Raw genomic sequence first — 25,340 nt, forward strand, 5'->3', positions numbered from 1 at the left:
CGAGTGTGCCAGAGCCGGCTCGCTGTAGCGCTGCGGCGCCACGAGACGGCGACATTCGACGATGGCCCCCGCCACGCCGCGCCGTAGCCGCTGACATACATGTGTTCGATGTCGCACCTACACCGGCGGGAACTCCGGCGGCCAGACCGACACGGTCGGGGTGAACCTACCCACGCTCACCCAACGCCTGCCGGGCGACCAGCGAAGCATGCAGCTCCCCCAAGTCCTCGGTGCGGTGCGCCGACAGCCCTGTCAGCTCACTGATACGCCGCAGCCGGTAGTCGACAGTGTTGGGATGGACGTGCAGCGCGTGCGCCGCCGCCCGGCGGTCCCGGTCCACGCGCAGGTACGTGTGCAGCGTGCTCAGCAGCTCCGGCTTCCCCGCCAGCGGCTCCAGCCGGGCGGCCAGCGCCGGCAGGGCCGGTGAGGGGCGGCTGAGCTGGTAGTCGAGCAGGACGTCCGCCAGGCGGTACAGGCCCGGTGGGCGGCCGGTGGCGCGCGCCAGGTCGACGATCTCCGCGGTGTGCGTGACCGCCGCGGGGATCTCGGCGGCGTCGGCGATGGCGACCGCCGCCGTCACCGGGGTTCCGGCCCCCTCGGCGGCGTTCGCTATCAGGGTTCGTAGTGCGGTGTGGTCCGGGGCGGGGTCGTCCTCGTCGAGGGGCATCAGGACCGTGCCGCGGTCGGAGCGGAACGCGGTCAGGCACGGCTGGGAGGCGAACGCGTCCAGGGCCTCGCGTACCCTACGGATCTTCCTTCGTGCCGCGACTCCCGGGGCGGCGGCGTCCTCGTCGGGGTGGCGTTCGAGGTGCAGGGTCAGTACCGCGTAACGCGGCGCCGCGCGTACCGTTCCGTCCGGCTCCGTGCCGGACAGTAACGCCGCCATCAACGCGTGCCGGCCGCCGTGTTCCTCGCTGTCGATGGTTCGGCGCGTGGCCAGATAGCTCTCCGTGACTGAGCACAGGATGCGGCGCTGGACCTCCAGCAGTATGTCGAGGACCGCACGCAGGTCGGCGTGGTCGGCGCCGGTGGCTCCGGCGGACACCTGGGACCACACCATCGAGATGCCGAGCTGGTAGGCCGCGAGGATCGCGTCCAGCGGCACGCCTTCCTCGGCCCGGCGTTGCGCGGAGCGCCTTTGGGCGGCCAGTTCAGTGTCGTCCGGGGCCCGGCGCGCCTCGATGGCGTCGGCGAACATGCGCACCGAGTGCTGCACGATCTCGGCGATGTCGCCCGCGACCTCCTCGCCGGGCAGGCGCGCGTAGACCGGCAACTCGTCGAGCAGGCGGGCCAGGACGCGGCGGGACAGGTCCGGGGCCAGGGCCCGCAGGCCCGCGGCGACCGGGCGGCCGGCGATCCGCAGTGGTTCGGGCGGCGGCACACCTGTCGGCGGGCGTTCATCCGGAGCGCCTTGACGCCCGCCGGGATCCTCAACGCCGTTGTGACGCGTCACAGAATCCACCGCCGAAGTCTGGGTTACCGTCCAGTTAATCAGTGCCCGAAGAGTCTGCATGATGACAGGCGACAGCGTCCATCCGCCTAGCGTGCGAGGAGCCCCACCGTGAAAGCGTCACGCACCGTCAAGGCCGCCGCGGGGCTGTGCGCCCTGCTCGGCGCCGCCTCCCTCACCCTGGCGACGTCGGCGACCGCCCGGGCCGCCGCGACCCCGCAGGTCTACGTCGCCCTCGGCGACTCGATGGCTTCCGGACCGCTGATCCCGGACCCGACCGGGGAGCTGGCGTGCGCCCGGTCCACCCACAACTACGCCCACGACATGGCCGCCGCGCTCGGCATCCCGGTGCTGCGCGACGTCACCTGCAGCGGCGCCAGCACCTTCCACATGACCAACCCGCAGCCGCTGTCGATCGCCGGGGTGTCCGCCGGCACCGCGCCGCCGCAGTTCGACGCCCTCACCCCCGACACCACACTGGTCACGCTCACCATCGGCGGCAACGACGTCGGGCTGGTCGGGGTCGCCCAGGCCTGCGAGCAGCTGAACCCCTTCGCCGCGCCGTGCAAGGGCAAGTACGTGGTCGACGGCGTCGACTCGGTGGCCGCCCGCAGCGACGCCTTCGGGCCGAAGCTGGCCGCCGTCCTGGCCGGGATCCACCAGCGCTCGCCGCAGGCCCGGGTCCTGGTGACCGGATACGGGCTCTACATCAAGGCCGGCGGCTGCTGGCCGACCGAGCCCCTCCTGGGCTCGGACGCCACCTGGCTGCAGAGCGAGGTCGACTACCTGAACGGCGTCATCGCCGGCACGGCGGCGGCCAACGGCGCGACGTACGTCGACGTGCGCACCCCCAGCGCCGGCCACGACTCCTGCCAGGGCGAGAGCTCACGCTGGGTCGAGGGCTACGTCCCGCTGTCCCTGGCCGCGCCGCTGCACCCGAACGAGGCCGGCGAGGCGGCGTACGCGCGGATCGTCGGCGCCGTGGTCGCGAACGGCTGAGACCGGCCATGCGTGTGCGTTCCCTGATGAGGTCGGCGGCGGGCCGGGTGTCCGCCGTCGGCCTCGCGGTCGTGCTGGCCGCCGGGCTCACTTCGCCGGCCCAGGCGGACAATTCCGCGCCGTCGCCCGCGCACACCGGCTGCGACCCCATCGCCGGAACCGCGTGCCTGCTCCCGTTCCCCGACGACTGGTACACCCGTCCTGACCGGACGACGCCTACCGGCCGCCGCGTGCACTTCTCGGCCGCCGATCTGCCGGCCAGCAGCCTCGCCGGCGCCACCGACCCGACCGCCTGGAACCGCCTGGACGGCTTCTCCCCGGGCTCGGCGCTGCTGCTGACGGTTCCCGGTCTGGACCCGGCCGCCAGCGGCCTGGCCCCGGTCACCGACATCGGCCGCTCGCTCGCCCCCGACGCCCCGATCGTCATCGTCGACGAGACCACCGGCGCCCGCTGGCCCTACTGGGCCGAACTCGACGCCAACGACCCGTGGCACCGCACGCTGCTCGTCCACCCGGCTCGCGACTTCCTCGACGGCCACCGCTACGCGGTCGCCATCAGAGGCCTGCGAACCACCTCCGGCGCCGCGATCCCGGCCCCGGCGCCGTTCGCCCGGATCCTCGACCACCGCCTGCCGCGCCGCGATCCATTGTGGGAGCGCCAGCAAGAACTCAAGCCGGTCTTCCGGACACTCGCCCGCAGCGGCGTCCGCACCTCAGGGCTTTACCTCGCCTGGGACTTCACCGTCGCCAGCACCGCGAGCCTGACCGGCGACCTCACCTCGATCCGGGACGACGCCTTCGCCAAGCTCGGAACGGCCGCGCCGACCTACACCGTCACCTCCGTGACCGACCCGACCCCGGCTCAGGACCCGGATATAGCCCGCGTCGTCGAGGGCACGATCGAAGTCCCCAGCTACCTGTCCCAGCCCGGCGGCCCCACCGGTTCGGTCTTCAACCGTGGCCCGCACGGCCGACCGTCCCAACTCCCCGGCAACCTCCAGACCGCCGATTTCCGCTGCGAGATACCACGGTCGGCGTGGTCGAAGCCGTCCCAAGCGGCGCTCTACGGCCATGGCCTGCTGGGCAGCCGGGACGAGGTCGGCGCGGCCAATGTGCGGGCGATGGCCGGCGAGCACGACTTCACCTTCTGCGCCACCGACTGGATCGGGATGGCCGCAGGGGATCAGAACACTGTCGTGTCCGCGTTGGAAAACCTGAGCGCGTTCCCCGAAGTCACCGAGCGCACCCAGCAAGGCGTCCTGAACGCCTTGTTCCTCGGCCGCGATCTCGTCGACCCGGCCGGCTTCGCCGCGTCCCCGGCCTTCCGGACCGCCGACGGCCGTCCGCTGCTCGACCCGCGTGCCGGCGTCGTCTACGACGGCAACAGCCAGGGCGGCATCCTCGGCGGCGTGCTGGTCGCGGTCTCGCCGGACGTGAAGCGCGGGGTCCTGGGCGTGACCGCGATGGACTACAGCATCCTGCTGAACCGGTCCGTCGACTTCGCCGCCCTGCAGCCCGCCCTCGACGCGGGCTACCCGGACAAACTCCAGCAGCAAGTGGTGTTCCAGCTGATGCAGATGCTGTGGGACCACGCCGAGACCGACGGCTACGCCGAGCACCTCACCGACGGCCACCAGGTCCTGATGGATGTCGCGTTCGGCGACCACCAGGTGGCGAATGTCGCCGCCGACGTCGAGGCCCGCACCATCGGCGCGCGGCTGCACGTCCCCGCGCTGGCCGCCGGCCGCTCGCCGGACACCGTCCCGTACTGGGGCATCGCGCCGCTGCCCGGCCCCGGCCACACCTATGCCTACCGCGGCTCGGCGATGGTGGTCTGGGACAGCGGCACGCCCCCGGCGCCGCTGACGAACACCGCCCCGGCCGGCCCGCGGTACGGCCACGATCCGCACGAGGATCCCCGGAACTCGCCGGCGGTACGGCTTCAGAAAGCCGTGTTCCTCACCACCGGTGTGGTCATCGACGTCTGCGGCGGTGCGCCGTGCACCGAGCCGCCGGCGTCGTGACAGCCAGCACCTCTCGCAGTCCCCTGAGAAAGGACGCCCCTGTCATGAAGCATCGTCTGCGGCATCACCGGAGGAGCCGGTGGCCGTGGCGCGTCGCCGTGACCGCCGCGCTGCTCGCCCTGCTTCCCCTGGCCGACACGTCGGCGGCGGGCTGGACCCGGCTGCCGTCCTACCAGACCTGGACGCTGGTGACCGCGCTGGAACGCGGCCAGGGCGTCTCGACCGACGGCACCTACTACTTCTTCTCCGGCACCTACTCCCTCGACAAGGCCACGGTTAACGGGATCAACGACGTCACCTCGAACGCGACGGCCATCCCGTCCCAGCTCTCCTCCCAATACGGCTCCAACCACATCGGCGACAACGACTACTACGGCGGCTACGTCGTCGCCCCCATAGAGGACGGCAGCAACTACCAGCACCCGCTGCTGGCGCTGTTCAACGCCTCGGACCTGAGCTACACCGGCCGCTACGTGCAGCTGCCGCTGAACCTGATGCCCGGCGGCGTCCCCTGGGTCGCCGTGGACGCCGCGGCCGGCCTGGTCTACACCGCGCCCTGGAACCAGAGCACCACCGACGGCAGCAACCACCTGGTGGTCTACAGCCTCCACGACCTGCTGACCCTGCCCGCCGGCGCGGCGCTCCCGGTGCTGCGCACCGTGGCGCTCCCGCAGCCGCTGAGCCGGATCCAGGGCGCGAAGATGTGGCGCGGCCAGCTGTGGGCCTCGGCGGACATCGCCGGCAACAAGTCGGTCTGGACGATCGATCCGACCACCGGCGCCGTCGCCGAGCAGTTCACCCAGGACGTGCAGCCCAACGACGAGGTCGAGGGCCTGGTGGCGCTGGACCTCGGGTCCGGCGGCGGACAGCTGCACATTCTGAACGTCGGGTCCGGATGGAAGTCGATCTTCTTGTACTTCCAGCACTACGCGTTGAACTGACGCAACTGACGCAACTGACGCCTGTGAGGCCATGGCGGCGGGGTGGGCCCAGTACCCTGAGCCCCGCCGCCGTGTACGGGATTCAGGCCATTGGGGGAAACGTGACTGCATTCGGCCGACGCGCACAAGCGGGAGCAGCGGCTCTCGGACTGACGGCGGCGATCGCGGTCAGCGGATGCAGCAGCGGCGGCGAGGTGTCGGCTCGTCACCTTCACCTTCGCAGCCTCGGGAACGACACCTGACACCTTGAACCACGTGGTGTCCATCATCAAGACGCGCATTCAAGCGGCGAAGCTGAGCAGTACCACGGTCGATTCCTGGTGCTGGACTGCAAGGGGACGCCGCCCGGCGAGGACCAGGCCGGCGCGCAGATCGCCGCCTGTCAGAGCGACGGCTCGCAGAAGTTCGTGCTGGACGCCACGGTCGTCAGCGGGACGTCGGTCACCGCGGCGAGCGCGGCGAGCGCTTCCTCCGGAGGCTGGCAGGTGAACGTCACATTCAGCAGCCAGGGCGCGGCGCAGTTCGGCCAGCTGACCACGCGGCTGGCCGGGACCGGGCAGGCGGTCGCGATCACCCTGGACGGGGTCGTCTATTCGGCGCCCTCGATCCAGGAGCCCATCACCGGCGGCGCCATGGAGATCTCCGGCCAGTTCACCCAGTCCACGGCGCAGAGCCTGGCCGCGGTTCTGCAAAGCGGAGCGCTGGCGGTGGAACTGGTTGCCACGGAGATCGGCACCGCGAGCTAGAGCGAGCCGACAGCCGCGTACCCGTTGGCCTCGGACGCCACCTGCGCTTGACTCGAACCATGACCGAATCAGAGATCTGGTTTCAGGACCCGTACACCGCCTTCGCCGAGGAACGCCGAAACGCGGGGCCGGCGTTCGTGCCGGCGCTCGGCGCGTGGGTGGTCGCGCGGCACGAGGACGTGCTGGACGTCCTGCGGCGCGCCGAGGAGTTCTCCTCGGCCAACACCCTGCCGCGCGACGACATGCTGCCGCCGGCGGTGCGGGCCGAGCTGGCCGACAGCATCGGCGGGCGGCCGGTCGTGGTGAACTCCGACGGCGCCGCGCACCGCCGGTATCGGGCGCCGTTGCTCGCCGGCTTGACGCCCGCGCGCGTCGAGCAGGTCGTGCCGTTCATCGAGGAGCGCGCGGAGACGTTGGTCGAGGGGTTCGCCGGCGACGGCCGGGTCGAGTTCGTCGGCGGCTACTCCTCGGCGCTGGCCAGTGAGACGATCGGCCGGCTGATCGGCCTGGCGCCCGAGGACGTCGCCAAGGCGGTGTACGGCACCACGCAGGCCCTGGTCATGTACTTCTTCCCGGTCGGCGACGAGCAGAAGGCGCAGGCCGCGCGGAAGTTCGCCGAGATGCGGGCGATGATCGACGACCAGGTCCGTGCCCGGCGCGCCGAGCCGCGCGACGACCTGTGCGGCGCGCTGGTCGCGGCGCTGGCCCCGGACGGCGGAGAGCTGACCCTCGACCAGCGCCACGAGGTGGCCTCGAACGTGCTGAACCTGTTCATCGCCGGCTTCATCACCGCCACGCCGCTGCTCGGCACGATGGTTCTCAATCTCCTGCGACACCGGGAGCAGTGGGAGCTGCTGTGTACGAAGCCTGAGTTGATCCCGGCGGCAGTCGAGGAGGCGGTCCGCTATGACACCTCCATGCAGAGCGTCCGCCGCATCACGACCGCGCCGGTGACGCTGGCCGGCGTCGAGATCCCGGCCGGCGCGACGCTGCTGGTCGCCCTGGCCTCGGCGAACCGGGACGCGGCGGTTCACGAGCGGCCCGACATCTTCGACATCACCAGACCGGCCGGCACGGCAGCCGGAGCCGCAGCCGCCCGGCACCTCTCGTTCGGCCACGGCCCGCACGCGTGTGTCGGCGCGCAGCTGTTCCGCGAGGAGGCGCGGGCGACGCTGCGGGTCCTGACCGAACGCCTGCCGGACCTGCGGCTCGCGCCGCAGGAGGAGGGGACGATGGGCCGCAGCGCCGTGCCGCGTGACGGCTCGCTCCAGGAGCTGAATCTGATCTGGTGAGTGCGGTGGCGGAGCTACAGCCCGACCGACCCGCCTACAACCCGAGCGACTTGGCCACCACCGTCTTCATCACCTCGCTGGTGCCGCCGTAGATCCGGAACACGCGGTTGTCGGTGTAGAGCTTGGCGATCGGGAACTCCAGCATGTAGCCGTAGCCGCCGTGCAGTTGCAGGCACTTGTCGATGACCCGGCTGGCCATCTCCGTGGTGAACAGCTTCACCCCGGCGGCGTCGGCGACCGTCAGGTCCCCGGCCTCGTACAGGTCCATCGCGCGGTCGATCATCGTCTGGCCGGCGGTCACCTCGGCGGAGCACTCGGCGAGCACGAACTTCGTGTTCTGGAACGAGGCGACCGGCGTGCCGAAGACGTCGCGCTCCTTCGTGTAGGCGATCGCGAACTGGATCGCGGCGTCGGCGGCGGCGACGGCCGAGACCGCGATGCCCAGGCGCTCGGGGATCAGGTTGTGCGTCAGGTAGGAGAAGGCCTTGCCCTCCTGGCCGAGCAGGTCCTCCACCGGCACCCGCACGTCGGTGAAGGACAGCTCGGCGGTGTCGGAGGTGCGCAGGCCGATCTTCTCCAGCTTGCGGCCGACCGCGTAGCCCGGCGACTTGGCGTCCACGACCAGGATCGACAGGCCGGCGCGGCGGTCGTCCGGGTCGTGCGGCGCGGTGCGCGCCACCACCAGGACCCGGTCGGCCAGCACGCCGCCGGTGATGAAGGTCTTGGCACCGTTGAGGACGTAGTGCGTGCCGTCCTCGGACAGTTTCGCCGTGGTCTTGATGCCGGCCAGGTCGCTGCCGGTGCCCGGCTCGGTCATGGCGATCGCGGTCATCATCGCGCCGGAGACGAAGTCCGGGAGCCAGCGCCGCTTCTGCTCCTCGTTGGCGAACTCCATCAGGTACGGCAGCACCAGTCCGGTGTGCACCGAGGACCCGCCGAAGCCCACTCCGGCGCGCATCAGCTCCTCGGTGGTGACGGCCTGGTACTTGAAGCCGTTGGCCTCGCCCGCGCCGCCGTACTCCTCGGGCACCTCGATGCCGAAGATGCCGAGCTCGCCGAGCCGGTAGTAGAACTCGCGCGGGGCGTGCCCCTGCTTCTCCCATTCGGGGTAGACCGGGACGACCTCCTCGGCGATGAAGTCCCTGATCATCTCGCGGAAGGCCTCGTGGTCTTCGGTGTAAACGGAACGGCGCACGATGCGTGTCTCCTCCTGGGATCGGGTCCTGGCTCGGGCCGGGCGGCTCCCTTCAGCTTCGCGGTCGGGCTGCCGCGCGGCTAGTCGGAACTTCCGGCCGACTCCCAGGCTGTCCGGTTGCCGCCGAATACTCGCCGACGTATATTTGTTGACGAGTAATCGCACCGGTAATCGCACCGGATCCGCTCGAGACGAGGAAGCCGTGGCCGCCAAACGCAAGGTCGACAACCTGCTGGCGCTCGCCGTGCTGGCCACAGTGATCCAGCGGCCCATGCACCGCTACGAGATCGCCTCGCTGATCCGCGCCCACGGCAAGGACCAGCAGCTGGACGTGAAGTGGGGGTCGCTCTACACGGTCGTGCAGAACCTCGCCAAGCACGGGTTCCTGGAAGTCATCGGGACCAGCCGGCAGGGGGCGCGGCCGGAGCGGACCGTGTACCGCATCACCGAGGCCGGACGGCAGGAACTGGCGGACTGGACCCGCGAGCTGATCGGCACGCCCGCCCCGGAGCACACCCGCTTCGCCGCCGGGCTGTCGGTGCAGATGGTCCTGCCGCCGGACGAGGTCATCGACCTGCTGCGCAAGCGGCTCGCGGCGCTGGAGGAGGGGATCAGCGCACGCGAGGCCGCGCTGGCCGAGACGCTGGAGACCGTGCCGCGGCTGTTCCTGGTCGAGGACGAGTACGCGCTGGCGATGGTGCGGGCCGAGGCGGACTGGGTGCGCGGGATGCTGGCGGAGCTGACCTCCGGCACGTTCCCGGACCTGGACGCCTGGCACGGCTACCACGAAGGCGCCGGGCTGCCCCAGGAGATGCTCGACCTGCAGGAAAGGGGTGCGAGCCAGGACTGACCCACAACCCCGGCGGCGATGCGCCAACACCGCCGCCGGGATCTGCTCTCGAACCGACGTCCGCATGGACGGACCCCGGCCACGAGGTGCCGACCCCAGGATATCGGGGGGCCTTCCGGGCGTGACGTCGGCGCCGCGACTCGCGGCGGATCATCACGCACTGCGGAGGAAGAACCATGTCCACAGGACAGAACGTCCGAAAAGTCCGTACCGCCCTGGTCATCGGCGGCGGCATCGCCGGTCCGGTGACGGCCGCGGCGCTGGTCGAGGCCGGCATCCAGGCCACCGTGTACGAGGCCTATCCCGAACTCGGCGAGGGCATCGGCGGCGGTCTCGCCCTCGCCCCCAACGGCATGGCCGCCCTCGACCTCATCGGCGCCGCCGACGAGGTCCGGGCCATGGCCACCCCGATCGCCGGCACCCGGATGGCGGTCGACGGCAGACTCACCGAGCTGCCAGCCCTGTCCGGCGTCGAACCGCTGCGCATCGTCGGCCGCGGCGACCTGCACCGGGTGCTGCGCGACCGGGCGGCCGAGGCCGGCGTCCGGTTCGAGTACGGCAAGCGCCTCACCGGGGCCACCGAGACCGCCGACGGCGTCCAGGCCCGTTTCGCCGACGGCACCACCGCCACCGCCGACGTGCTGATCGGCGCCGACGGCGTCCGCTCGACGGTCAGGACCCTGATAGACCCGGCCGCACCCGGCGCCGACTACACCGGCCTGCTCAGCTTCCAGGGCTACGTCGACGCCGCGCCGGACCTCGACGCCGAACCCGGCGTCATGACCTTCGCCTTCGGCAAGCGCGCGTACTACCTGTACTGGAAACAGGCCGACGGCCGCATGACGTGGGGCGCGAACCTGCCCTCGAAGAAGTACCTGTCCCTGACCGAGGCGCGCGCGATCCCCGCCGACGAATGGCTGCACCGCCTGCGCCAGACCTACCGTGACGACAGCCCCGGCCGCCTGCTCGCCGAACGCACCACCGCCGACAACCTCGACGTCACCGGCGCCATCCACATCATGCCGCCGGTCCCGCACTGGCACACCGCCCGCATGGCCCTGGTCGGCGACGCGGTCCACGCCCCCTCGAACAGCACCGGCCAGGGTGCCTCCCTGGCCATCGAGAGCGCGCTGCAGCTGGCGCGCTGCCTGCGTGACATCGCCGACCCGGCCGAGGCCTTCGCCGCGTACGAGGCGCTGCGCCGCGACCGCGTCGAGCGCATCACCAAGCGCGGGGCCCGGACGAACCGGAAGAAGACGCCCGGGCCGATCGGGCGCAAGGCGATGCATCTGACGATGCCGCTGTTCTTCAAGCTGATGAACTTCGACAAGGTCATGGGATGGGAGCAGCGGTACCGGATCGAGTGGGAGACGCCGGTGCGGTGAGTTGTTCGCGGGGGCGGGCCTGAGCCGGTGCTAGTCAGGAATCTGCGTCACCGATCTCCTGACCGCCACATAGGTTCCGAGTGAAGCTGGATCGAAGGGGGCGCACGATGCGGCGGCCGGTGATCCGCCACCCGCCGCCGACCACCCGGCGCAGGTCCGGCAGCTGGACCAGCAGGACCAGGTCGCGGTGGTCGGCTCCGACGCAGTAGTCGTTGCGAGGCAGCGCAGCATCGGGCCGCGTCTGTTGGCCGGAACCCGTCAGATCCGCACGACCGTCAGTTCCGCACGGCCGTCAGATCCGCACGACCGTCTTGCCGCGCGCACCGCCGACGGCGTTGCGTGCCAACGCTTCGGGGATCTCGTCGAAGGCGATGGTCCGCTGGATCGGGACGGTGATCCGGCCCGAGACCGCCTCGTCGGTGATGCGGGTGAGCAGCCCGGGCTTGTCCTGCATCATGAAGTTGGTCACCGCGATCCGTTCTGAGGCCAGCAGTTCCGGCGCGGCGGTGAAGGTGATCGAGATCGCCGAGCCGCCGTCGCGCACCAGGGCCGAGTGCGTGGTGAAGCGGGGCTGGTCGCGGGTCAGGTCCAGGAGGGCGTCGACGCCGTCGGGGTGGGACTTGCGGACCAGTTCGGCGACGTCGTCGCTGCCGTGGTCGATGGTCTGCGACGCCCCGAGGCCGCGGATCCACGCGTCGGCGTCGGAGCGTGCCGTGGCGATGACCTCCGCCCCGCGTGCGGCGGCCAGCTGCACGGCGAGGACCCCGACGCCGCCGGTCGCGCCGACGATCAGGATCGAGCGGCCGGTGCCCAGGTCAAGTGCTTCGTCCAGTGCTTCCACGACGCCGAGTGCCGTCATGCCCGCGGTCGGGAGAGCGGCGGCGACGTCGGCCGAGAGGGCGTCCGGGGTGCGCAGCAGGGCGCCGTGGCTGGGGGACTGCGCGAGGACGGTGTACTCGGCGAACGTCCCCCGGCCCAAAGGGGCGTCCAGGAACTGGCCGTGCACGAGGTCTCCCGGCGCGAACCCGCGCACCGCGGCGCCGACCTCCACGACCCGCCCGGCGCCGTCCACGCCGAGCACCAGCGGCCGGGTCGTCGGCAGTGGCAACCCGCCGGCCGCGATGTCCAGGTCGATCGGATTCAGCGAGGCGGCGGTCACCGACACCAGGATCTCCTCCGGGCCGGGGCTCGGCACCGGGACGTCCGCCGGGCCGGGGGTCCCGCCGATATCGGGTACTGCGATGGCGCGCATGGCGACTCCTGTTCGTTGGGCCCGCCTGGGTGCCGGCGGATCCTCGATGCCCAGTCAATCCGGGGCGGGCCCGCCGCTGAAGGACCGTTTCGGTCGCTGTTGATACCCTGGAGGTATGAATGAGCTGGAGACGCGCCAGCTCCGGTACTTCGTCGCGGTGGCGGAGGAGCTGAACTTCGGGCGCGCGGCGGAGCGGCTGGGCATCGCGCAGCCGCCGCTGTCGCGGGCCATCCGCATGCTGGAGCGGCAACTCGGCGTCGCACTGCTGGAGCGCACGACGCGGCGGGTGCGACTGACGCCCTCCGGCGAAGTGCTGCTGCGCGACGCCCGCACCGCCCTGGACGCCGTCACCGCCGCGGCGCGGCGCGCGCGACATGCCGGCGAGACGACGCCGCAGCTGCGGGTCGCGCTGAAGGCGGACGTCGACGGCGGGCTCCTGCCGCGGATCCTGGAGGCGTACGCGGCGCAGCAGACCGGGCAGCCGGTGGCGCTGGTCCTGGGACGCTACGGCGAGCAGGCCGCGGCGTTGCTCGACGGACGCGCCGATGTCGGACTGCTGCTGGACCCGGCCGGCGCGCGGGGACTGGACTTCGAGCCGTTGCGGACCGAGCCGTTCCTGGTGGCGGTCGCGGCCACCGATCCGCTCGCGGGGAATTCAGAGGTCTGTCTCGCGGACCTGGCCGGGCGTACGATGCCCGGCGGCGAGCCCGCGGATCAGGGCCCTGTGTCGGAGGACCGGTGCCGCTTCATCCAGAGCGAACGATCTTCGGCTGCCTCCGACCTGCCCGAGATCTTCCGGCTCATCGAACTGGGCAGCATCGTCTGCTTCTTCCCGGTCTCGCTCACCGACCGGTATCCGCGCCCTGACATCGTCTACCTCCCGGTCAAGGACCTGCCGCCGGCCACCCTGGCGGTGGCCTGGCCGCAGGACTCGCGCTCCCCGGCGGTCGCGGCCTTCGTGCGTGCCGCCACGGCCACCGCTGCTGCTGCCGCCACCGCTGCTGCCGCCACCGCTGCCGGAGTCGCCGCCGCTCAGGGGTGATAGATCTCCTGCAACGCGGTGATCTGGTGCTGCGCGTCGTCCTGGTAGTAGAAGTACGGCGTGTTCACGACCTGGTGCGAGACGAGCCAGGCCGCGGCGACCGTCTGCAGGTTGTTGTCCGGCGCCAGGACCTGGATCTGCGCGCCGGCGGCGGCCGGGTAGGAGTCGGTGCGGGTCGGCGTGTAGTCGACGTCCTCGTCGTTGACCGGGTCCACCGTGCAGCTCACGATCGTGACGCTCAATCGAGTGCCGCCCTGGGCCGCCTGGGCCGAGTCCAGCTTGAGGAAGCCGCTCATCGCGGTGGGGTGGGAGCACGGCTTGCGGCCGGTGGTGTCGGTCGAGGGGGAAGCCGTCGAAGCCGCGGCCGTCGGGGCGGCGGCGCCGGTCGGAACCGCGGCTGTCGAAGCGGCCTGAGTCGCACCGGAACCGCACCCGGCGCACAGCATGATCGCGGCCGAACCCACCAGCAGGGCAGCACTACGACGGCGCTTCATCTCAGACTCCAGTGTCAAAGCTTTCAGGGAAAACAGGGACGCCAGAGCCATGCCAAGAAATGCATCGCCCCCGAAGCGCCGATGCTACCAACCGCGAAGCGGCGGCCCGGGATCTCGTTGAGGTTGCCGCCGTCCTCTCCATAGACGCCGTGGAAGGCCCCTGCGTTACACAGGGGCCTTCCGGGAATCCGGCGGTTCACTCCTCACGCGAAGCCGTCGGTTCACTCCTCACGCGAAGCCGTCCCACCGTCCAGGTGGTCCATCTCGGCCGTGCGCCGGGGCCGGCTCTTGCGCAGCAGCAGGTTGATCGCCAGCGCGGTCCACCCCGTCTGGTGCGACGCCCCGATGCCGGCGCCGGTGTCCCCGTGGAAGTACTCGTGGAACGGGATCTGGTCGTGCCAGGCGGCGTCCTCCTGGAACAGCTTCACGTCGCCGAACACCGGCCGCCGGCCCGCCTCGTCGTTCAGGAACACGCCCACCAGCCGGTGCGCCAGGTCGTCGGCGATCGCGCCGTAGGTCGCCTGGTTCGGCGAACCGCTCGGGTACGGGAGCGTGATGTGGTCGCCGAAGAAGTCCTGGTGCCGGTCCAGGGCGTCGATGAGCAGGTAGTTCATCGGGAACCAGACCGGGCCGCGCCAGTTGCTGTTCCCGCCGAACATCGTGGTGCGCGACTCGCCGGGCTCGTAGCTGACGCTGTAGTCGGTGCCGTTGACGTTCAGCCGGAACGGCTGGCTCTTGTGCGCCCGGGACAGCGCGCGCAGGCCGTGCTCCGACAGGAACTCGCCCTCGTCGAGCATCCGCTCCAGCACCCGCGGGCGCTGTTCGAAGGTCATCATCGTCAGCAGCCGGTGCGTCTTGTTCATGTCGACGCAGCCCATCAGCAGATCGGCCTTGTCCGTCTGGTTCTCGAAGAACCACTTCACCCGCTTGCGCAGCTCCGGGACGGCGTCCATGGCCTCGGCGCTCACCGAGGTGGTGGCCACCAGCGGCAGCAGCCCGACGACCGAGCGCACCTTCATCGGGATGCAGCTGCCCTCGCGGGTGCGCAGCACGTCGTAGAAGAAGCCGTCCTCCTCGTTCCACAGCCCGATCTTGTTCGCCGCGGCGGCGATCAGGCCGAAGTGCTCGAAGAACTTCATCACCAGCTCGCGGTAGACCGGGTCGTGCTCGGCCAGCACCAGCGCGATCTCCATGAGGTTCAGCGAGTACATCGCCATCCACGCGGTGCCGTCGCTCTGCTCCAGCAGGTCCCCGACCGGCACCCCGGCGTCCCGGTCGAAGGGCCCGATGTTGTCCAGGCCCAGGAACCCGCCCTCGAAGACGTTGTTGCCGTCGGCGTCGGCGCGGTTCACCCACCAGGTGAAGTTCATCAGCAGCTTGTGGAACACCCGCTTGAGGAACACGTGGTCCCGGCAGCCGTCGGCGCGGTAGATCTGCAGCGCGGCCCAGGCCTGCACCGGCGGGTTGTCGTCGCTGAACGCCCACTCGTAGGCCGCGACCTGGCCGCTGGGGTGCAGGTACCACTCCTGGAGCAGCAACAGCAGCTGCTCCTTGGCCATCTTCGGGTCGATCTCGGCCAGCGCCACGCAGTGGAACGCCAGGTCCCACGCCGCGAACCACGGGTACTCCCACGGGTCCGGCATCACGATGACGTCGCGCGCCGACAGCGTCCACCAGTGCGCGTTCCGGCCGTGCTCGCGGCCCTCCGGCGGGTCCGGCTGCGCCGGGTCGCCCTCCAGCCAGCGCGAGACGTTGTAATGGTAGTACTGCTTGGACCACATGAGCCCGGCCACCGCCTGGCGCAGCACGTTCGCCTCGTCGGCGCTGCACGCGTCCGGCGTGAGCTCGGCGAAGTACTCGTCGGCCTCGCTCTCGCGGCGCGCCATCAGCTCCTCGAACCCGGTGTCCAGGTCCGCCGGGCCCACGGCCTCGCTGTCGGGCCCTTCCGAGCGCAGCCGCAGCCGGATCTCCGCGGTACCGCCGGCCGGGACGGTCAGCACGTAGTGCAGCGCGCCCTTGGTCCCGCGCCGCTCCGGGTTGACGGTGTCGGCGCCGGAGACCACGTGGTCGTTGATGCCGTCCTTGGGGTAGCGCGGCCCGTCGGTGTCCCACAGCCGCCGCGCGTTCGAGACGTTGTCGCAGACCAGCGCCTCCGGCTCACCGGAACCGACCAGCGCCATCCGCCCCAGGAGCCGGTGCTCGCCGACCAGCGTGCCGACGTCGCCGGTCAGCTCCGGCACCGCCTCGCGGCCGGCCAGGCCCCACGACCAGGTGTTGCGGAACCACAGGTGCGGCAGGACATGCAGGGTCTCCTCGTCGGGGCCCTTGTTCTCCACGTGCACCCGGATGCACATGTCCTCCGGTCCGGCCTTCGCGTAGTCGGCGGTGATCCGCCAGTACCGGTCGTCCTGGAAGATCCCGGTGTCGACGAGTTCGTACTCCGGGTCCTCGGTGCCGCGGGCGCGGTTGGTCTGCACCAGGTCGTTGTAAGGGAACTCGTTCTGCGGGTAGTGGTAGCGCCAGCGCATCCAGGAGTGGGTCGGTGTGGAGTCCAGGTACCACCAGTACTCCTTGACGTCCTCGCCGTGGTTGCCCTCGGTGCCGGTCAGGCCGAACGCGCGCTCCTTCAGGATCGGGTCGCGGCCGTTCCAGAACGCCAGCGAGAAGCAGAAGTACTGGTCGATGTCGCAGACCCCGGCCAGGCCGTCCTCGTTCCAGCGGTAGGCGCGCGAGCGCGCGTGGTCGTGGGGGAAGGAGTCCCAGGCGGTCCCGCCGGGGGAGTAGTCCTCACGGACCGTGCCCCACGCCCGCTCCGACAGGTACGGACCCCACGCACGCCACGGCTCGTTCTCCTCGCCGTCGTACTGGTCCAGTCGCGCCTGTTCTGCTGTGGTCACCGTGCCCTCGCGTTCCTTGGGTACCGTTGCGGTTCGACCCTACGCAGCCCTTACGAAATGCGCGCGATGACGACCACTGCGAATATGGCGGTCGTGGCGATCTCCAACCCGTACGTCTTGGGTACCCGTGTGTGCGGCGACCTCTCCGAGGGCGCGGGCCGGGAATGGCTCGTACCCGATGGAGCCGGCGGTTATGCCATGGGTACTGCGAGCGGGCTCCGGACCCGCAGGTATCACGCTCTGTTAGTGGCGGCCGAGAACGGTGGCAGCGCGCGGCGCGTGGCCCTGGCCGCGCTGGACCCGGTGCTCGTCCTGCCCTCCGGGGCCGAGGTCCGGCTGGCCGTGCACGAATGGGCCTCCGGCGCGATCGCCCCGGACGGCCACACCCTGCTGGAGAGCTTCACCCTGGAACACGGCCTGCCGCGCTGGCGCTGGCGCCTCGGCGACACCGTGTTGGAGGCCGAGCTGGCCGCCGTGCACGGCCGGCCCGCCTACGGTTACGTCTACCGCCTGCTGGCCGGCGGCCCGGTGACGCTTCGCGTCGAAGCCCTGTGCACCTGGCGCGACCAGCACGGCGACCGCTTCGCGGGCGGCGGCGACCTTCGGCAGCGTCCGACCGCCGACGGCGTGGTCGTCGAGGAGGCGTACCGCCTCGCCGGCCCCGGCTGGAGCGCCGCCGGCCAGTGGTACCGCGACGTGTACCTGCGCGAGGAGGCCGCCCGCGGACTCGGCGCGCGCGAGGACCTGTGGTTCGCCGGCTCGTTCTCCGCACCGCTGGCCGAGCCCGGTGCGAAGATGCAGCTCACGGCCTGGGCCGGCGACCTGGACGACCTGGACGCCGCGCCGCCGCCGGCCGCCCGGATCCTCGAGGCGGCCCGCGACCGGGCCGTCGCGATCCAGGCCAAGGGCGCCGACGCCGTCGCCTCCCAACTGCTGCTGGCCGCCGATGCCTTCGTCATAGCCCGAACGGGTGCCGACGGCGGCACCACGCCTGACGTGATCGCCGGCTACCCCTGGTTCGGGACGTGGTCGCGCGACACGATGGTCTCCTACGACGGCCTGTTCCTCAGCGCCCAGCGCCCCGAGGAGGGCCGTGAGCTGCTGCGCGCCTATGCCGGGACGCTGTCCGAGGGCATGCTCGCCAACACCGCCGACACCGGCTCGGTCGAGTACAACACCTCCGACGCCACCTTGTGGTTCGTGCACGCGATCGGCCGGCACACGGCCGTCACCGGCGACGCGGACCTGGCCGCCGAACTGGCCCCGGCGCTGGAGGCGATCCTTCGGGCACACCTGGAGGGCACCCGCTACGGCATCCGGGTGGATCCCGCCGACTCGCTGGTGAGTCAGGGTGCCGAGGGGTACGCACTGACCTGGATGGACGCCCGAGTCGACGGTCGGCCGATGACGCAACGCAGAGGCAAGGCCGTGGAGATCAATGCCCTGTGGATCAACGCACTGGGGACCATCGCCGACTTGTGGAAGGCGGTCGGCCGGGACGCGACCGGCGTCCTGCAGCGGCGCGAAGCCGCGGCAACCTCGTTCCGCCGCCGGTTTCCGAACCCCGAATGCGGGCTCTACGACGTGGTGGACGGCCCGGCTGGCGACGACGCCGCACTGCGCCCCAACCAGCTGTTCGCCTACAGCCTGCCTTACGCTCCGCTGCGCGGACAGGTTCCGGCCCCGATCGTCGGCGAGAAGCTGATGACGCCGCTGGGCCCACGCACCCTGTCCCCCGACGATCCCGCCTACCAGCCGCACCACCGCGGATCCGCAGAGCAGCGCGACGCCGCCTACCACCAGGGCACCGCGTGGCCGTGGCTGCTCGGGCCCTATCGCGACGCGGTCGCCGCGGCCGGCGGTCCGGCCGGCTCCGGCGGCGCGGTGTTCGGCGGACTGCCCGGCCACCTCGGGGAGGCCGGCCTCGGCTCGGTCTCCGAGACCGCCGAGGGCCTGGCACCGCACGTCACCACCGGCTGTCCGTTCCAGGCCTGGTCCGTGGCCGAGTCCTTGCGAGGCTGGATCTTGAAGAACTCCGACTGCACATGAACCACCGAGCACTATCAAGGGGAGCAATGCCAATGTCCGCACCGGTGCGCGAGCTGACGATAACCAAAGAGGCCAACGACGCCATGGCAGCGGTGCGGGCCACGGTCCCCGCCCCGCACGGCCCTGCCTCCCGGAGCCTGCGGATCCTGATGCTCTCCTGGGAGTACCCGCCGGTGGTGGTCGGGGGCCTGGGCCGGCACGTGCACGCCCTGGCCCGCAACCTCGTCCGGGCCGGCCACCAGGTGACGGTGGCGACCCGGCACGCGCCGGGCGCGCCGCTGGACGAGATCGTCGAGGGCGTGCGGGTGGTGCGCGCCCCGGCGGACCCGCCGATGATCCCCCTGGACACCCCGCACCTGCTGGCCTGGACGATGGCGTTCAACCACACCTTGACCCGCGCCGCCCTGCACGCCGCCGACACCGGCGAGTTCGACCTGGTCCACGCCCACGACTGGCTGGTCACGCACACCGCGATCACCATGCGGGACCACCTGCGCGTCCCCCTGGTGGCCACCGTGCACGCCACCGAGGCCGGCCGCCACCAGGGCTGGCTGCCCGGCGACCTGAACCGCGCGATCCACTCGGTCGAGTGCTGGCTCGGGGCGGAGGCCGAGCGAGTGCTGGTGTGCTCCAAGTACATGGGCCGCGAGGTCGACGCGCTGCTCGGCGTCTCCGCCGCCAAGACCGCGGTCATCCCCAACGGCGTCGACCTGCCCCGCTGGTCGCCGAACCCGGCCGAGGTCGCCGCGACGCGCTCGCGCTACGCCGGCGACGGGCCGCTGATCGGCTTCGCCGGCCGGCTGGTCTATGAGAAGGGCGTGCAACATCTGCTGCACGCCGTGCCCGAGCTGCGCCGCCGCCACCCGGGGCTGCGCGTGGTGATAGCCGGCGACGGACCGCAGCGCGCCGAGCTGGAAGCCACCGCCGGCCGCCTGGACCTGCACCACGAGGTCAGCTTCACCGGCTTCCAGCCGGCCCGCGGCCTGTCCTCGACCATGGCCAGCACCGACGCGATGGTCGTGCCCAGCATCTACGAGCCCTTCGGCCTGGTCGCCCTGGAGGCCGCGGCCGCCGGCGCGCCGCTGGCGGTGTCCAAGACCGGCGGCCTGGCCGAGATCGTCGAGCCCGGCGTGACCGGCCTGCGCTTCCCGGTGCGCGACGCCGAAGCGCTCACCGAATCCGTCAGCTCCCTGATCAGCGACCGCGAGTCGGCGCGCGTCATGGCCGACGCCGCGCGCACGATGGTGCGCGAGCGCTACGGCTGGGACGACGTCGCCGTGGCCACCGCCGGGGTGTACGCGACCGTGGTCGGCGGCCCCAAGGCGAAGCGTCCGGCGAACCTGTGGCGCAGCCCGTCCGTCCTGGAGCCCGAGCCCCTGCGCATCCCCGAGGGCAACCTGCTGGAATCGGCGGGGTTGCTGCCGTGACCTGGAGCACGGGAACGATCGAGAGAGCCGGCGGCGGGCAGCGCCCGCGGGTCCGGGCCGCCGACCGGCCGGCGCCGGCCGCGCCGGAGCAGCCGGACGAGTCGCGCTACTGGCAGCGCTTCGGCGCGCACGCACAGGCCGACGGCGTCCGGTTCTCGGTGTGGGCGCCGAACGCCCAGCAGGTGAACGTCGAGGGCGACTTCAACGACTGGAACCCGCACCGCGGCGTCGAACTGCGGCGCGACGAGTCCGGCCGCTGGTCCGGCTTCGCGCCCGACGCCCGGCCCGGCCACCGCTACAAGTACAAGATCCTCGGCCGCGACGGGGTGTGGCGGCTTAAGGCGGACCCAGTGGCCTTCGCCGCCGAGACCCCGCCGGCCTCGGCCTCGGTGGTGTTCGCCTCCGGACACCAGTGGGCCGACCAGGACTGGATGGCCCGCCGCCGCACCGGCGAGCGCTTCTCGTTCAACGAGCCGATGTCGGTGTACGAGGTGCACCTGGCCTCCTGGCGGCCCGGGCTGTCCTACGACGACCTGGCCGAGCAGCTGGTCGGGCACGTGGCCGGACTCGGGTTCACCCATGTGGAGTTCCTGCCGGTGATGGAGCACCCGTTCGGCGGATCATGGGGCTACCAGACCACCGGCTTCTTCGCCCCGACCGCCCGCCTCGGCGACCCCGACGGCCTGCGCCGCCTCATCGACGCCTTCCACCAGGCCGGGATCGCGGTGATCCTGGACTGGGTGCCGGCGCACTTCCCGCGCGACGACTGGGCCCTGGCCTGGTTCGACGGCGCGCCCCTGTACGAGCACCCCGACCCGCGGCGCGGCGAGCACCCGGACTGGGGCAGCCTGATCTTCGACTTCGGCCACCCCGACGTGCAGGACTTCCTGATCGGCAGCGCCCTGTACTGGATCGAGGAGTTCCATGCCGACGGCCTCCGGGTCGACGCGGTGTCCTCGATGCTGTTCCTGGACTACTCGCGCGCGCCGGGCACCTGGGAGCCGAACTGCTTCGGCGGCAACGCCAACCTGCAGGCCCTGGACTTCATCAAGATGCTCACGAACGAGGTCCACCACCGGCACCCCTCGGTGGTCCTGGCCGCCGAGGAGTCGGCGGCCTGGCCCGGGGTGACGCACCCGGTCACGGACAACGGGCTCGGCTTCGACGTGAAGTGGAACCTGGGCTGGATGAACAACACCCTGAAATGCCTGACGGTCGAACCGGTGTTCCGCCGCTACCACTTCGACGAGCTCCGCCGGCCGTCCTCCTACGCGTTCATGGAACACGACCTGCTCCCGCTGTCCCACGACGAGGTCGTGCACGGCAAGGGCTCGCTGGCCGGCAAGCTCCCGGGCTGGCGCGGCGAACAGAAGGACGGACTGCGCGGCCTGCTGGCCTACCAGTGGGCCTTCCCCGGCAAGCACCTGGTGTTCATGGGCGGCGAGTTCGCCCAGCGCGGCGAGTGGAGCGAGCAGTGGGGCCTGGACTGGGCCGACGCCGCCGACGGCGACGGCGTCACCCGTCTGGTCGCCGACATGAACCGGCGCTACCAGGAGCATCCGGCCCTGTGGTCGCGCGACGACGACCCGTCCGGCACCCACTGGGGCACCGCCGACGCGGACACGAACCTGATCTCGTTCGTCCGCTACGGCCGCGACGGGGACGCCGTGGTCTGCATCGCGAACTTCTCCGGACAGCAGGTGCGCGACCGGCGCATCGGCCTGCCCTGGGGCGGGACGTGGCAGGAGGTGCTGAACACCGACGCGCAGTTCTACGACGGCGCCGGCGTCGGGAACCTGGGCACGGTCACGGCCGACGCGGAGCGGGGGGAGGACTGGCTGCCCGCGTCGGGGGTGGTGACGGTCGGGCCGTACGCGACCGTGTGGCTTGCGGCGAAGCACGGGCACTGATGCGGTCTGACGGTTGAGGCCGGGGCGCGCGCCGGTGGCTTTTCGGCGCGCGCCAGTGCTTCTGCCTTCGCGCCGCGTCGTACCACTTGAGGACGCGCAGCGCCCGCAGGGTGTTCCACCGGCTCGGACGGCCTTCGCCGTCGTCGATCGGGAAGTGCAGTTCGCCGGGATGCCGGTTCTCCAGCGGCCAGCGGCCCTGCGGGTCCTGCTTGCCGCGCACGATCTCGACCGCCTCGGTGACCTGCTGGTCGGGCGCGACACCGGCCGCGCGGAGGTGGTCCAGGCCGCGCAGCAGGTCGTAGTGCCAGTACGTGGGGTGCGAGAACTGTGTCCAGGTTGTGGCGGCGCCGGTCTGGCGGTCTTTCTCGATCAGCTCGCCGGTGGACAGCCGCCGCATCATGCGGCGCTGAAGCATGTACTGCTGGCCGCGCGCCACGGCTTCGGCCACTCCGGCCACTTCGGGGACGCTGCCGCCGCCGGCGGCCCGGTCGTACTCGGTCAGGCCTTCGAGTACTTCGATGGTGGTGTGGAACGATCCGCGCGTGGAGCCCCCCGCCCGTCGCCCACCGCCACCCGTTGAGGAGCCGCTCCCCGGCGCTGAATCTAATGGCTCTTCCTGCTCGCAGTTCCACCCGCCGTCGGCCATCTGCTCCCCGAGCAGCCGGGTCACGACCGGCGTCATGTCCATGCCGTAGTACGCACCGAGCGCGACCGTGCGTCCGTTGATGCAGGGCTCGACCTCGCCGGAGAAGAACGGCTCGCCATCGTGCTCCCAGCGCGCGTTCTCATGGACGCGGGCAACGGCCTGGCGCACCACCGGATGCCCCGGCTCGACCCCGAACTCCCGCAGCAGCGTGAGACTCCAGGCGATCGAGGTCCATTCGGGGAACAGGGTCCCCTGCCGCGCCGGCTCCATCGAACGCCACCACTGCGCGGCCTCCTCGGAGGAGAAGGCCGGCTCGCCCCCGGGCCACTTGCCGTCAGCCTGCTGCAACGCCAGCAACCGGGCGCCCCACCCCTCGTCGGCCACCCGCGCGCGCTCGGCGGCGACCTGCTCCTCGGGGGCGTCGGCGAGGTCGCGCAGGACCTGCCAGCGGATCGCGGGGTCGCTGTCCAGGAGCCAGGCGAGGTCCTGCTTTTGAGAGCTGGTGGTCATGGCGATCAGTCCTCTGAGGGTGTTGCGGGGCTGGGCCATGGTCGCACGCGGCTCTGACACTCTCGGCTATAGGCTGATGCCACCGGGTGCATGATGGGTGGAGCATGAGCGGGGAAGGGACCGTAGACATGGCTGCGCCTAGGGATCTATGGGGGCTCCGGTTGGCGCATCGGGACAGGCACCGGATTCGGGGAAGCTTTCTGGCTCTCCTGGCGATCTTCTCTTCGTTGTGGACGCAACGGTTCTTCACTCCCACCAGAATCTTGCGATTCTGGTGGGTTTCGTGGGTGTTGTTCTATTCTACGTCGGATGGGTGTATCTCGTGGGAACGACTTGGGAGCAGGGCGTCTACGTCTGCTCAGTCAGCGGTATACCACGAAGGCGTCTAATTCACTCGATTCGCGACCAAGGGTCCGAATGGGGCTAGGCACCCCGGCTACTTCACCTCCGTCCGCCGCACCCGCATCACCCCGAGCAGCATCGGCACCCCGATCCACAGCGCCGACGCCGTCAGCAGCTGAACCCAGCCCTTGCCCGTGATGTCGTGACTGTAGAGCGGCGACTGCGCCTGGTTCAGGTCGAACCAGGCCGTCGTGTTCTTCGCCCCCGAGCCGAAGAACGCGCTGAACATGTTCGGCACCACGAAGGCGACCAGGATCGCCGCGGCGGTGACCAGCAACGCCATCCCGAGCGCCATCCCCAGCAGCAGCCAGCTGATCAGCACCAGCGTCACCTCGCCGGCCACCTGCCCGGCGAAGGCCCAGCTGCCGTTGCCGTTCCGCAGCCAGGCGCCCAGCACGTTCCCGATCGCCGACGTCGCCAGCATCAGCACCGTCATCCCGGCGCCGAGCGCCAGCGCCGCGACCACCTTCGCCGTCAGCACCCGTCCGCGCCTGGGCTCCAGCACGAAGGTGGCAAGACCGGTCCGCTGGCTCCATTCGCCGGTCATGGTCAGGATCCCCAGGATCGGCAGCAGGAGCTTCTCCGGTGTCGAGGTGAAGTCGACGAACTTGGCGTAGTTCAGGTCCTTCGCCGACATCGTGGCCACCATGACGGCCGCCACGATCGGCGTCGCCGCGACCAGCGTGACCAGCAGCCAGCGGCCGGCGCGGGTGTCAGTGAGCTTACGCAGTTCGGTCCGCACCAGGCGGCCGAACGGGATCGGGGACCGGGCCCGGTCGGCGTGCGTGATCCGGGTGACGGTGGCGGTGGTCATGACCTCACGTCCTCTCGTGCGTCATCGGTGGCGATCACGACTTCACGTCCTCTCGTGCGTCATCGGCGGTCAGCCGCAGGAACAGCTGCTCCAGCCCGGCGTCGTCGGCGGTGCGCAGCTCGCGCAGCGTGATGCCGGCCGCGCCGGCGAGGTTGGCGATGTGCTCGGCCTCGGCGGTGACGGTGAAGCCGCCGTCGCCGGTGGCGGTGAAGGACAGCCCGGCCGCGCGCATCGCCGCGGCCAGCCCCTCGTCGTCGGTGCTGCGCACGGCCACTCCGCTGCCGGCCAGCAGGTCCTCCTTGCTGCCCCGGGCCACGATCCGGCCGCGCCCGATCACCACCAGGTCGTCGGCGACGACCTCGATCTCGTGCAGCAGGTGCGAGGACAGCAGGACGCTGCCGCCCTCGTCGGCGAACTCCTTGAGCAGGGTCCGCATCCAGTGGATGCCGGCCGGATCCAGGCCGTTGGCGGGCTCGTCAAGAATCAGGACCCTGGGATCACCGAGCAGCGCGTGCGCAACGCCGAGGCGCTGGCGCATCCCCAGGGAGTAGGTGCCGGTGCGGCGGCGGGCCTCGCTCGCGGACAGCCCGACCTTCTCGATCATCTCCTCGGCCCGGCCGGCGGGCAGGCCCATCATCGTCGCGCCGAGCCTGAGCACCTCCAGGCCGGTGCGTCCGCTGTGCTGCGCGGAGGCGTCCAGCAGCACGCCGACGCGCCGGCCGGGGTTGACCAGCTCGGTGTACTGCCGGCCCAGTACTGTGGCCGAGCCGCCGGTGGGCTGGGTCAGCCCGACGAGCATGCGCAGGGTGGTGGACTTCCCGGCGCCGTTGGGGCCGAGGAAGCCGGTGATCGAGCCCTGCGGCACGTCGAAGGAGACCGAGTCGACGGCCCGCGTGCCGTGGTAGTCCTTGCTGAGGTCCGCGACTCTGATCGCGGCTGAAGTGTCCATGGCTCCAGCCTTCGCCCGCGGCGCCTTCCGATCGTCCGAGCAGGAACGTAACTTCGCGCTGCGCCG

The 25,340-nt window shown here is 71.3% G+C and carries 19 protein-coding genes; 11 read left to right on the forward strand and 8 right to left on the reverse strand.

The window, feature by feature from the left end:
* Positions 1-166: 166 nt before the first annotated feature.
* Positions 167-1,513, reverse strand: coding sequence for a PucR family transcriptional regulator (locus tag ABH926_RS14705; RefSeq protein ID WP_370366087.1), 1,347 nt, complete (start codon positions 1,511-1,513; stop codon positions 167-169).
* A gap of 48 nt (positions 1,514-1,561) precedes the next feature.
* Here ABH926_RS14705 and ABH926_RS14710 point away from each other — a divergent pair, with 48 nt between their 5' ends.
* From ABH926_RS14710 to ABH926_RS14730, 5 genes are all read left to right on the forward strand, one after another.
* Complete coding sequence (locus ABH926_RS14710) at positions 1,562-2,449, forward strand: SGNH/GDSL hydrolase family protein (protein ID WP_370366088.1); 888 nt, start codon at positions 1,562-1,564, stop codon at positions 2,447-2,449.
* Positions 2,450-2,457: 8 nt separating this feature from the next.
* A complete protein-coding gene (locus ABH926_RS14715) occupies positions 2,458-4,473 on the forward strand; it encodes a hypothetical protein (protein WP_370366089.1) in 2,016 nt (671 codons plus the stop codon).
* A gap of 44 nt (positions 4,474-4,517) precedes the next feature.
* Positions 4,518-5,414: a hypothetical protein gene (locus ABH926_RS14720; RefSeq protein ID WP_370366090.1), complete on the forward strand. Its 897-nt coding sequence runs from the start codon at positions 4,518-4,520 to the stop codon at positions 5,412-5,414.
* A gap of 320 nt (positions 5,415-5,734) precedes the next feature.
* Entirely contained in the window at positions 5,735-6,160 is a 426-nt protein-coding gene (locus ABH926_RS14725) for a hypothetical protein (protein WP_370366091.1), read from the forward strand.
* 59 nt (positions 6,161-6,219) lie between these two features.
* Positions 6,220-7,452 carry a cytochrome P450 gene (locus tag ABH926_RS14730; RefSeq protein WP_370366092.1) on the forward strand — a complete coding sequence of 411 codons (1,233 nt, stop codon included), beginning with the start codon at positions 6,220-6,222 and terminating at the stop codon, positions 7,450-7,452.
* A gap of 34 nt (positions 7,453-7,486) precedes the next feature.
* Here ABH926_RS14730 and ABH926_RS14735 read toward each other — a convergent pair whose 3' ends face one another.
* Positions 7,487-8,647 carry an acyl-CoA dehydrogenase family protein gene (locus ABH926_RS14735; RefSeq protein ID WP_370366093.1) on the reverse strand — a complete coding sequence of 387 codons (1,161 nt, stop codon included), beginning with the start codon at positions 8,645-8,647 and terminating at the stop codon, positions 7,487-7,489.
* Positions 8,648-8,849: 202 nt separating this feature from the next.
* On the opposite strand from ABH926_RS14735, the gene ABH926_RS14740 reads away from it, so the two are divergent.
* Positions 8,850-9,497, forward strand: coding sequence for a PadR family transcriptional regulator (locus tag ABH926_RS14740; protein ID WP_370366094.1), 648 nt, complete (start codon positions 8,850-8,852; stop codon positions 9,495-9,497).
* Positions 9,498-9,673: 176 nt separating this feature from the next.
* On the forward strand, positions 9,674-10,882 hold the full coding sequence (locus ABH926_RS14745) for an FAD-dependent oxidoreductase (protein WP_370366095.1): 1,209 nt from the start codon (positions 9,674-9,676) through the stop codon (positions 10,880-10,882).
* Positions 10,883-11,174: 292 nt separating this feature from the next.
* Here the strand turns inward: ABH926_RS14745 and ABH926_RS14750 are convergent, their stop codons facing one another.
* On the reverse strand, positions 11,175-12,134 hold the full coding sequence (locus ABH926_RS14750; RefSeq protein WP_370366096.1) for an NADP-dependent oxidoreductase: 960 nt from the start codon (positions 12,132-12,134) through the stop codon (positions 11,175-11,177).
* Positions 12,135-12,249: 115 nt separating this feature from the next.
* Here ABH926_RS14750 and ABH926_RS14755 point away from each other — a divergent pair, with 115 nt between their 5' ends.
* A complete protein-coding gene (locus ABH926_RS14755; protein WP_370366097.1) occupies positions 12,250-13,176 on the forward strand; it encodes a LysR family transcriptional regulator in 927 nt (308 codons plus the stop codon).
* On the opposite strand, the gene ABH926_RS14760 is transcribed toward ABH926_RS14755, so the two are convergent.
* Complete coding sequence (locus ABH926_RS14760) at positions 13,167-13,670, reverse strand: hypothetical protein (protein ID WP_370366099.1); 504 nt, start codon at positions 13,668-13,670, stop codon at positions 13,167-13,169. The two genes, ABH926_RS14755 and ABH926_RS14760, sit on opposite strands and share 10 nt — an antisense overlap.
* A gap of 221 nt (positions 13,671-13,891) precedes the next feature.
* Entirely contained in the window at positions 13,892-16,567 is a 2,676-nt protein-coding gene (locus tag ABH926_RS14765; protein ID WP_370366100.1) for a glucosidase, read from the reverse strand.
* An 84-nt stretch (positions 16,568-16,651) separates the two neighbouring features.
* On the opposite strand from ABH926_RS14765, the gene ABH926_RS14770 reads away from it, so the two are divergent.
* From ABH926_RS14770 to glgB, 3 genes are read left to right on the forward strand one after another with little or no spacing between them, the layout of a single operon-like run.
* Positions 16,652-18,616, forward strand: coding sequence for an amylo-alpha-1,6-glucosidase (locus ABH926_RS14770; protein ID WP_370366325.1), 1,965 nt, complete (start codon positions 16,652-16,654; stop codon positions 18,614-18,616).
* Between the two features lie 32 nt (positions 18,617-18,648).
* Positions 18,649-20,043: a glycosyltransferase family 4 protein gene (locus ABH926_RS14775; RefSeq protein WP_370366101.1), complete on the forward strand. Its 1,395-nt coding sequence runs from the start codon at positions 18,649-18,651 to the stop codon at positions 20,041-20,043.
* Entirely contained in the window at positions 20,040-21,953 is a 1,914-nt protein-coding gene (gene glgB / locus ABH926_RS14780) for a 1,4-alpha-glucan branching protein GlgB (RefSeq protein ID WP_370366102.1), read from the forward strand. The genes ABH926_RS14775 and glgB overlap by 4 nt, the downstream gene beginning before the upstream one ends.
* Here glgB and ABH926_RS14785 read toward each other — a convergent pair.
* From ABH926_RS14785 to ABH926_RS14795, 3 genes are all read right to left on the reverse strand, one after another.
* Positions 21,850-23,109 (reverse strand): hypothetical protein, encoded by a 1,260-nt coding sequence (locus ABH926_RS14785; protein ID WP_370366103.1) that lies wholly within the window; start codon positions 23,107-23,109, stop codon positions 21,850-21,852. The two genes, glgB and ABH926_RS14785, sit on opposite strands and share 104 nt — an antisense overlap.
* Before the next feature lie 436 nt (positions 23,110-23,545).
* Positions 23,546-24,325: an ABC transporter permease gene (locus ABH926_RS14790; protein WP_370366104.1), complete on the reverse strand. Its 780-nt coding sequence runs from the start codon at positions 24,323-24,325 to the stop codon at positions 23,546-23,548.
* Positions 24,326-24,359: 34 nt separating this feature from the next.
* The gene (locus ABH926_RS14795) at positions 24,360-25,274 is read right to left on the reverse strand and encodes an ATP-binding cassette domain-containing protein (RefSeq protein WP_370366105.1); all 915 of its coding nucleotides are present in this window, start codon (positions 25,272-25,274) and stop codon (positions 24,360-24,362) included.
* Positions 25,275-25,340 lie beyond the last annotated feature (66 nt).

Origin of the sequence: Catenulispora sp. GP43, from assembly GCF_041260665.1 — a bacterium.
Taxonomy (GTDB): Bacteria; Actinomycetota; Actinomycetes; order Streptomycetales; family Catenulisporaceae; genus Catenulispora.

Bases quoted from the DNA above. Each gene is read 5' to 3' on its own strand.
- ABH926_RS14705 (WP_370366087.1), bottom strand. From the start codon at position 1,513: ATGCAGACTCTTCGGGCACTGATTAACTGGACGGTAACCCAGACTTCG.
- ABH926_RS14715 (WP_370366089.1), top strand. From the start codon at position 2,458: ATGCGTGTGCGTTCCCTGATGAGGTCGGCGGCGGGCCGGGTGTCCGCC.
- ABH926_RS14720 (WP_370366090.1), top strand. From the start codon at position 4,518: ATGAAGCATCGTCTGCGGCATCACCGGAGGAGCCGGTGGCCGTGGCGC.
- ABH926_RS14730 (WP_370366092.1), top strand. From the start codon at position 6,220: ATGACCGAATCAGAGATCTGGTTTCAGGACCCGTACACCGCCTTCGCC.
- ABH926_RS14745 (WP_370366095.1), top strand. From the start codon at position 9,674: ATGTCCACAGGACAGAACGTCCGAAAAGTCCGTACCGCCCTGGTCATC.
- ABH926_RS14750 (WP_370366096.1), bottom strand. From the start codon at position 12,134: ATGCGCGCCATCGCAGTACCCGATATCGGCGGGACCCCCGGCCCGGCG.
- ABH926_RS14755 (WP_370366097.1), top strand. From the start codon at position 12,250: ATGAATGAGCTGGAGACGCGCCAGCTCCGGTACTTCGTCGCGGTGGCG.
- ABH926_RS14760 (WP_370366099.1), bottom strand. From the start codon at position 13,670: ATGAAGCGCCGTCGTAGTGCTGCCCTGCTGGTGGGTTCGGCCGCGATC.
- ABH926_RS14770 (WP_370366325.1), top strand. From the start codon at position 16,652: ATGGCGGTCGTGGCGATCTCCAACCCGTACGTCTTGGGTACCCGTGTG.
- ABH926_RS14775 (WP_370366101.1), top strand. From the start codon at position 18,649: ATGTCCGCACCGGTGCGCGAGCTGACGATAACCAAAGAGGCCAACGAC.
- ABH926_RS14785 (WP_370366103.1), bottom strand. From the start codon at position 23,109: ATGACCACCAGCTCTCAAAAGCAGGACCTCGCCTGGCTCCTGGACAGC.
- ABH926_RS14790 (WP_370366104.1), bottom strand. From the start codon at position 24,325: ATGACCACCGCCACCGTCACCCGGATCACGCACGCCGACCGGGCCCGG.
- ABH926_RS14795 (WP_370366105.1), bottom strand. From the start codon at position 25,274: ATGGACACTTCAGCCGCGATCAGAGTCGCGGACCTCAGCAAGGACTAC.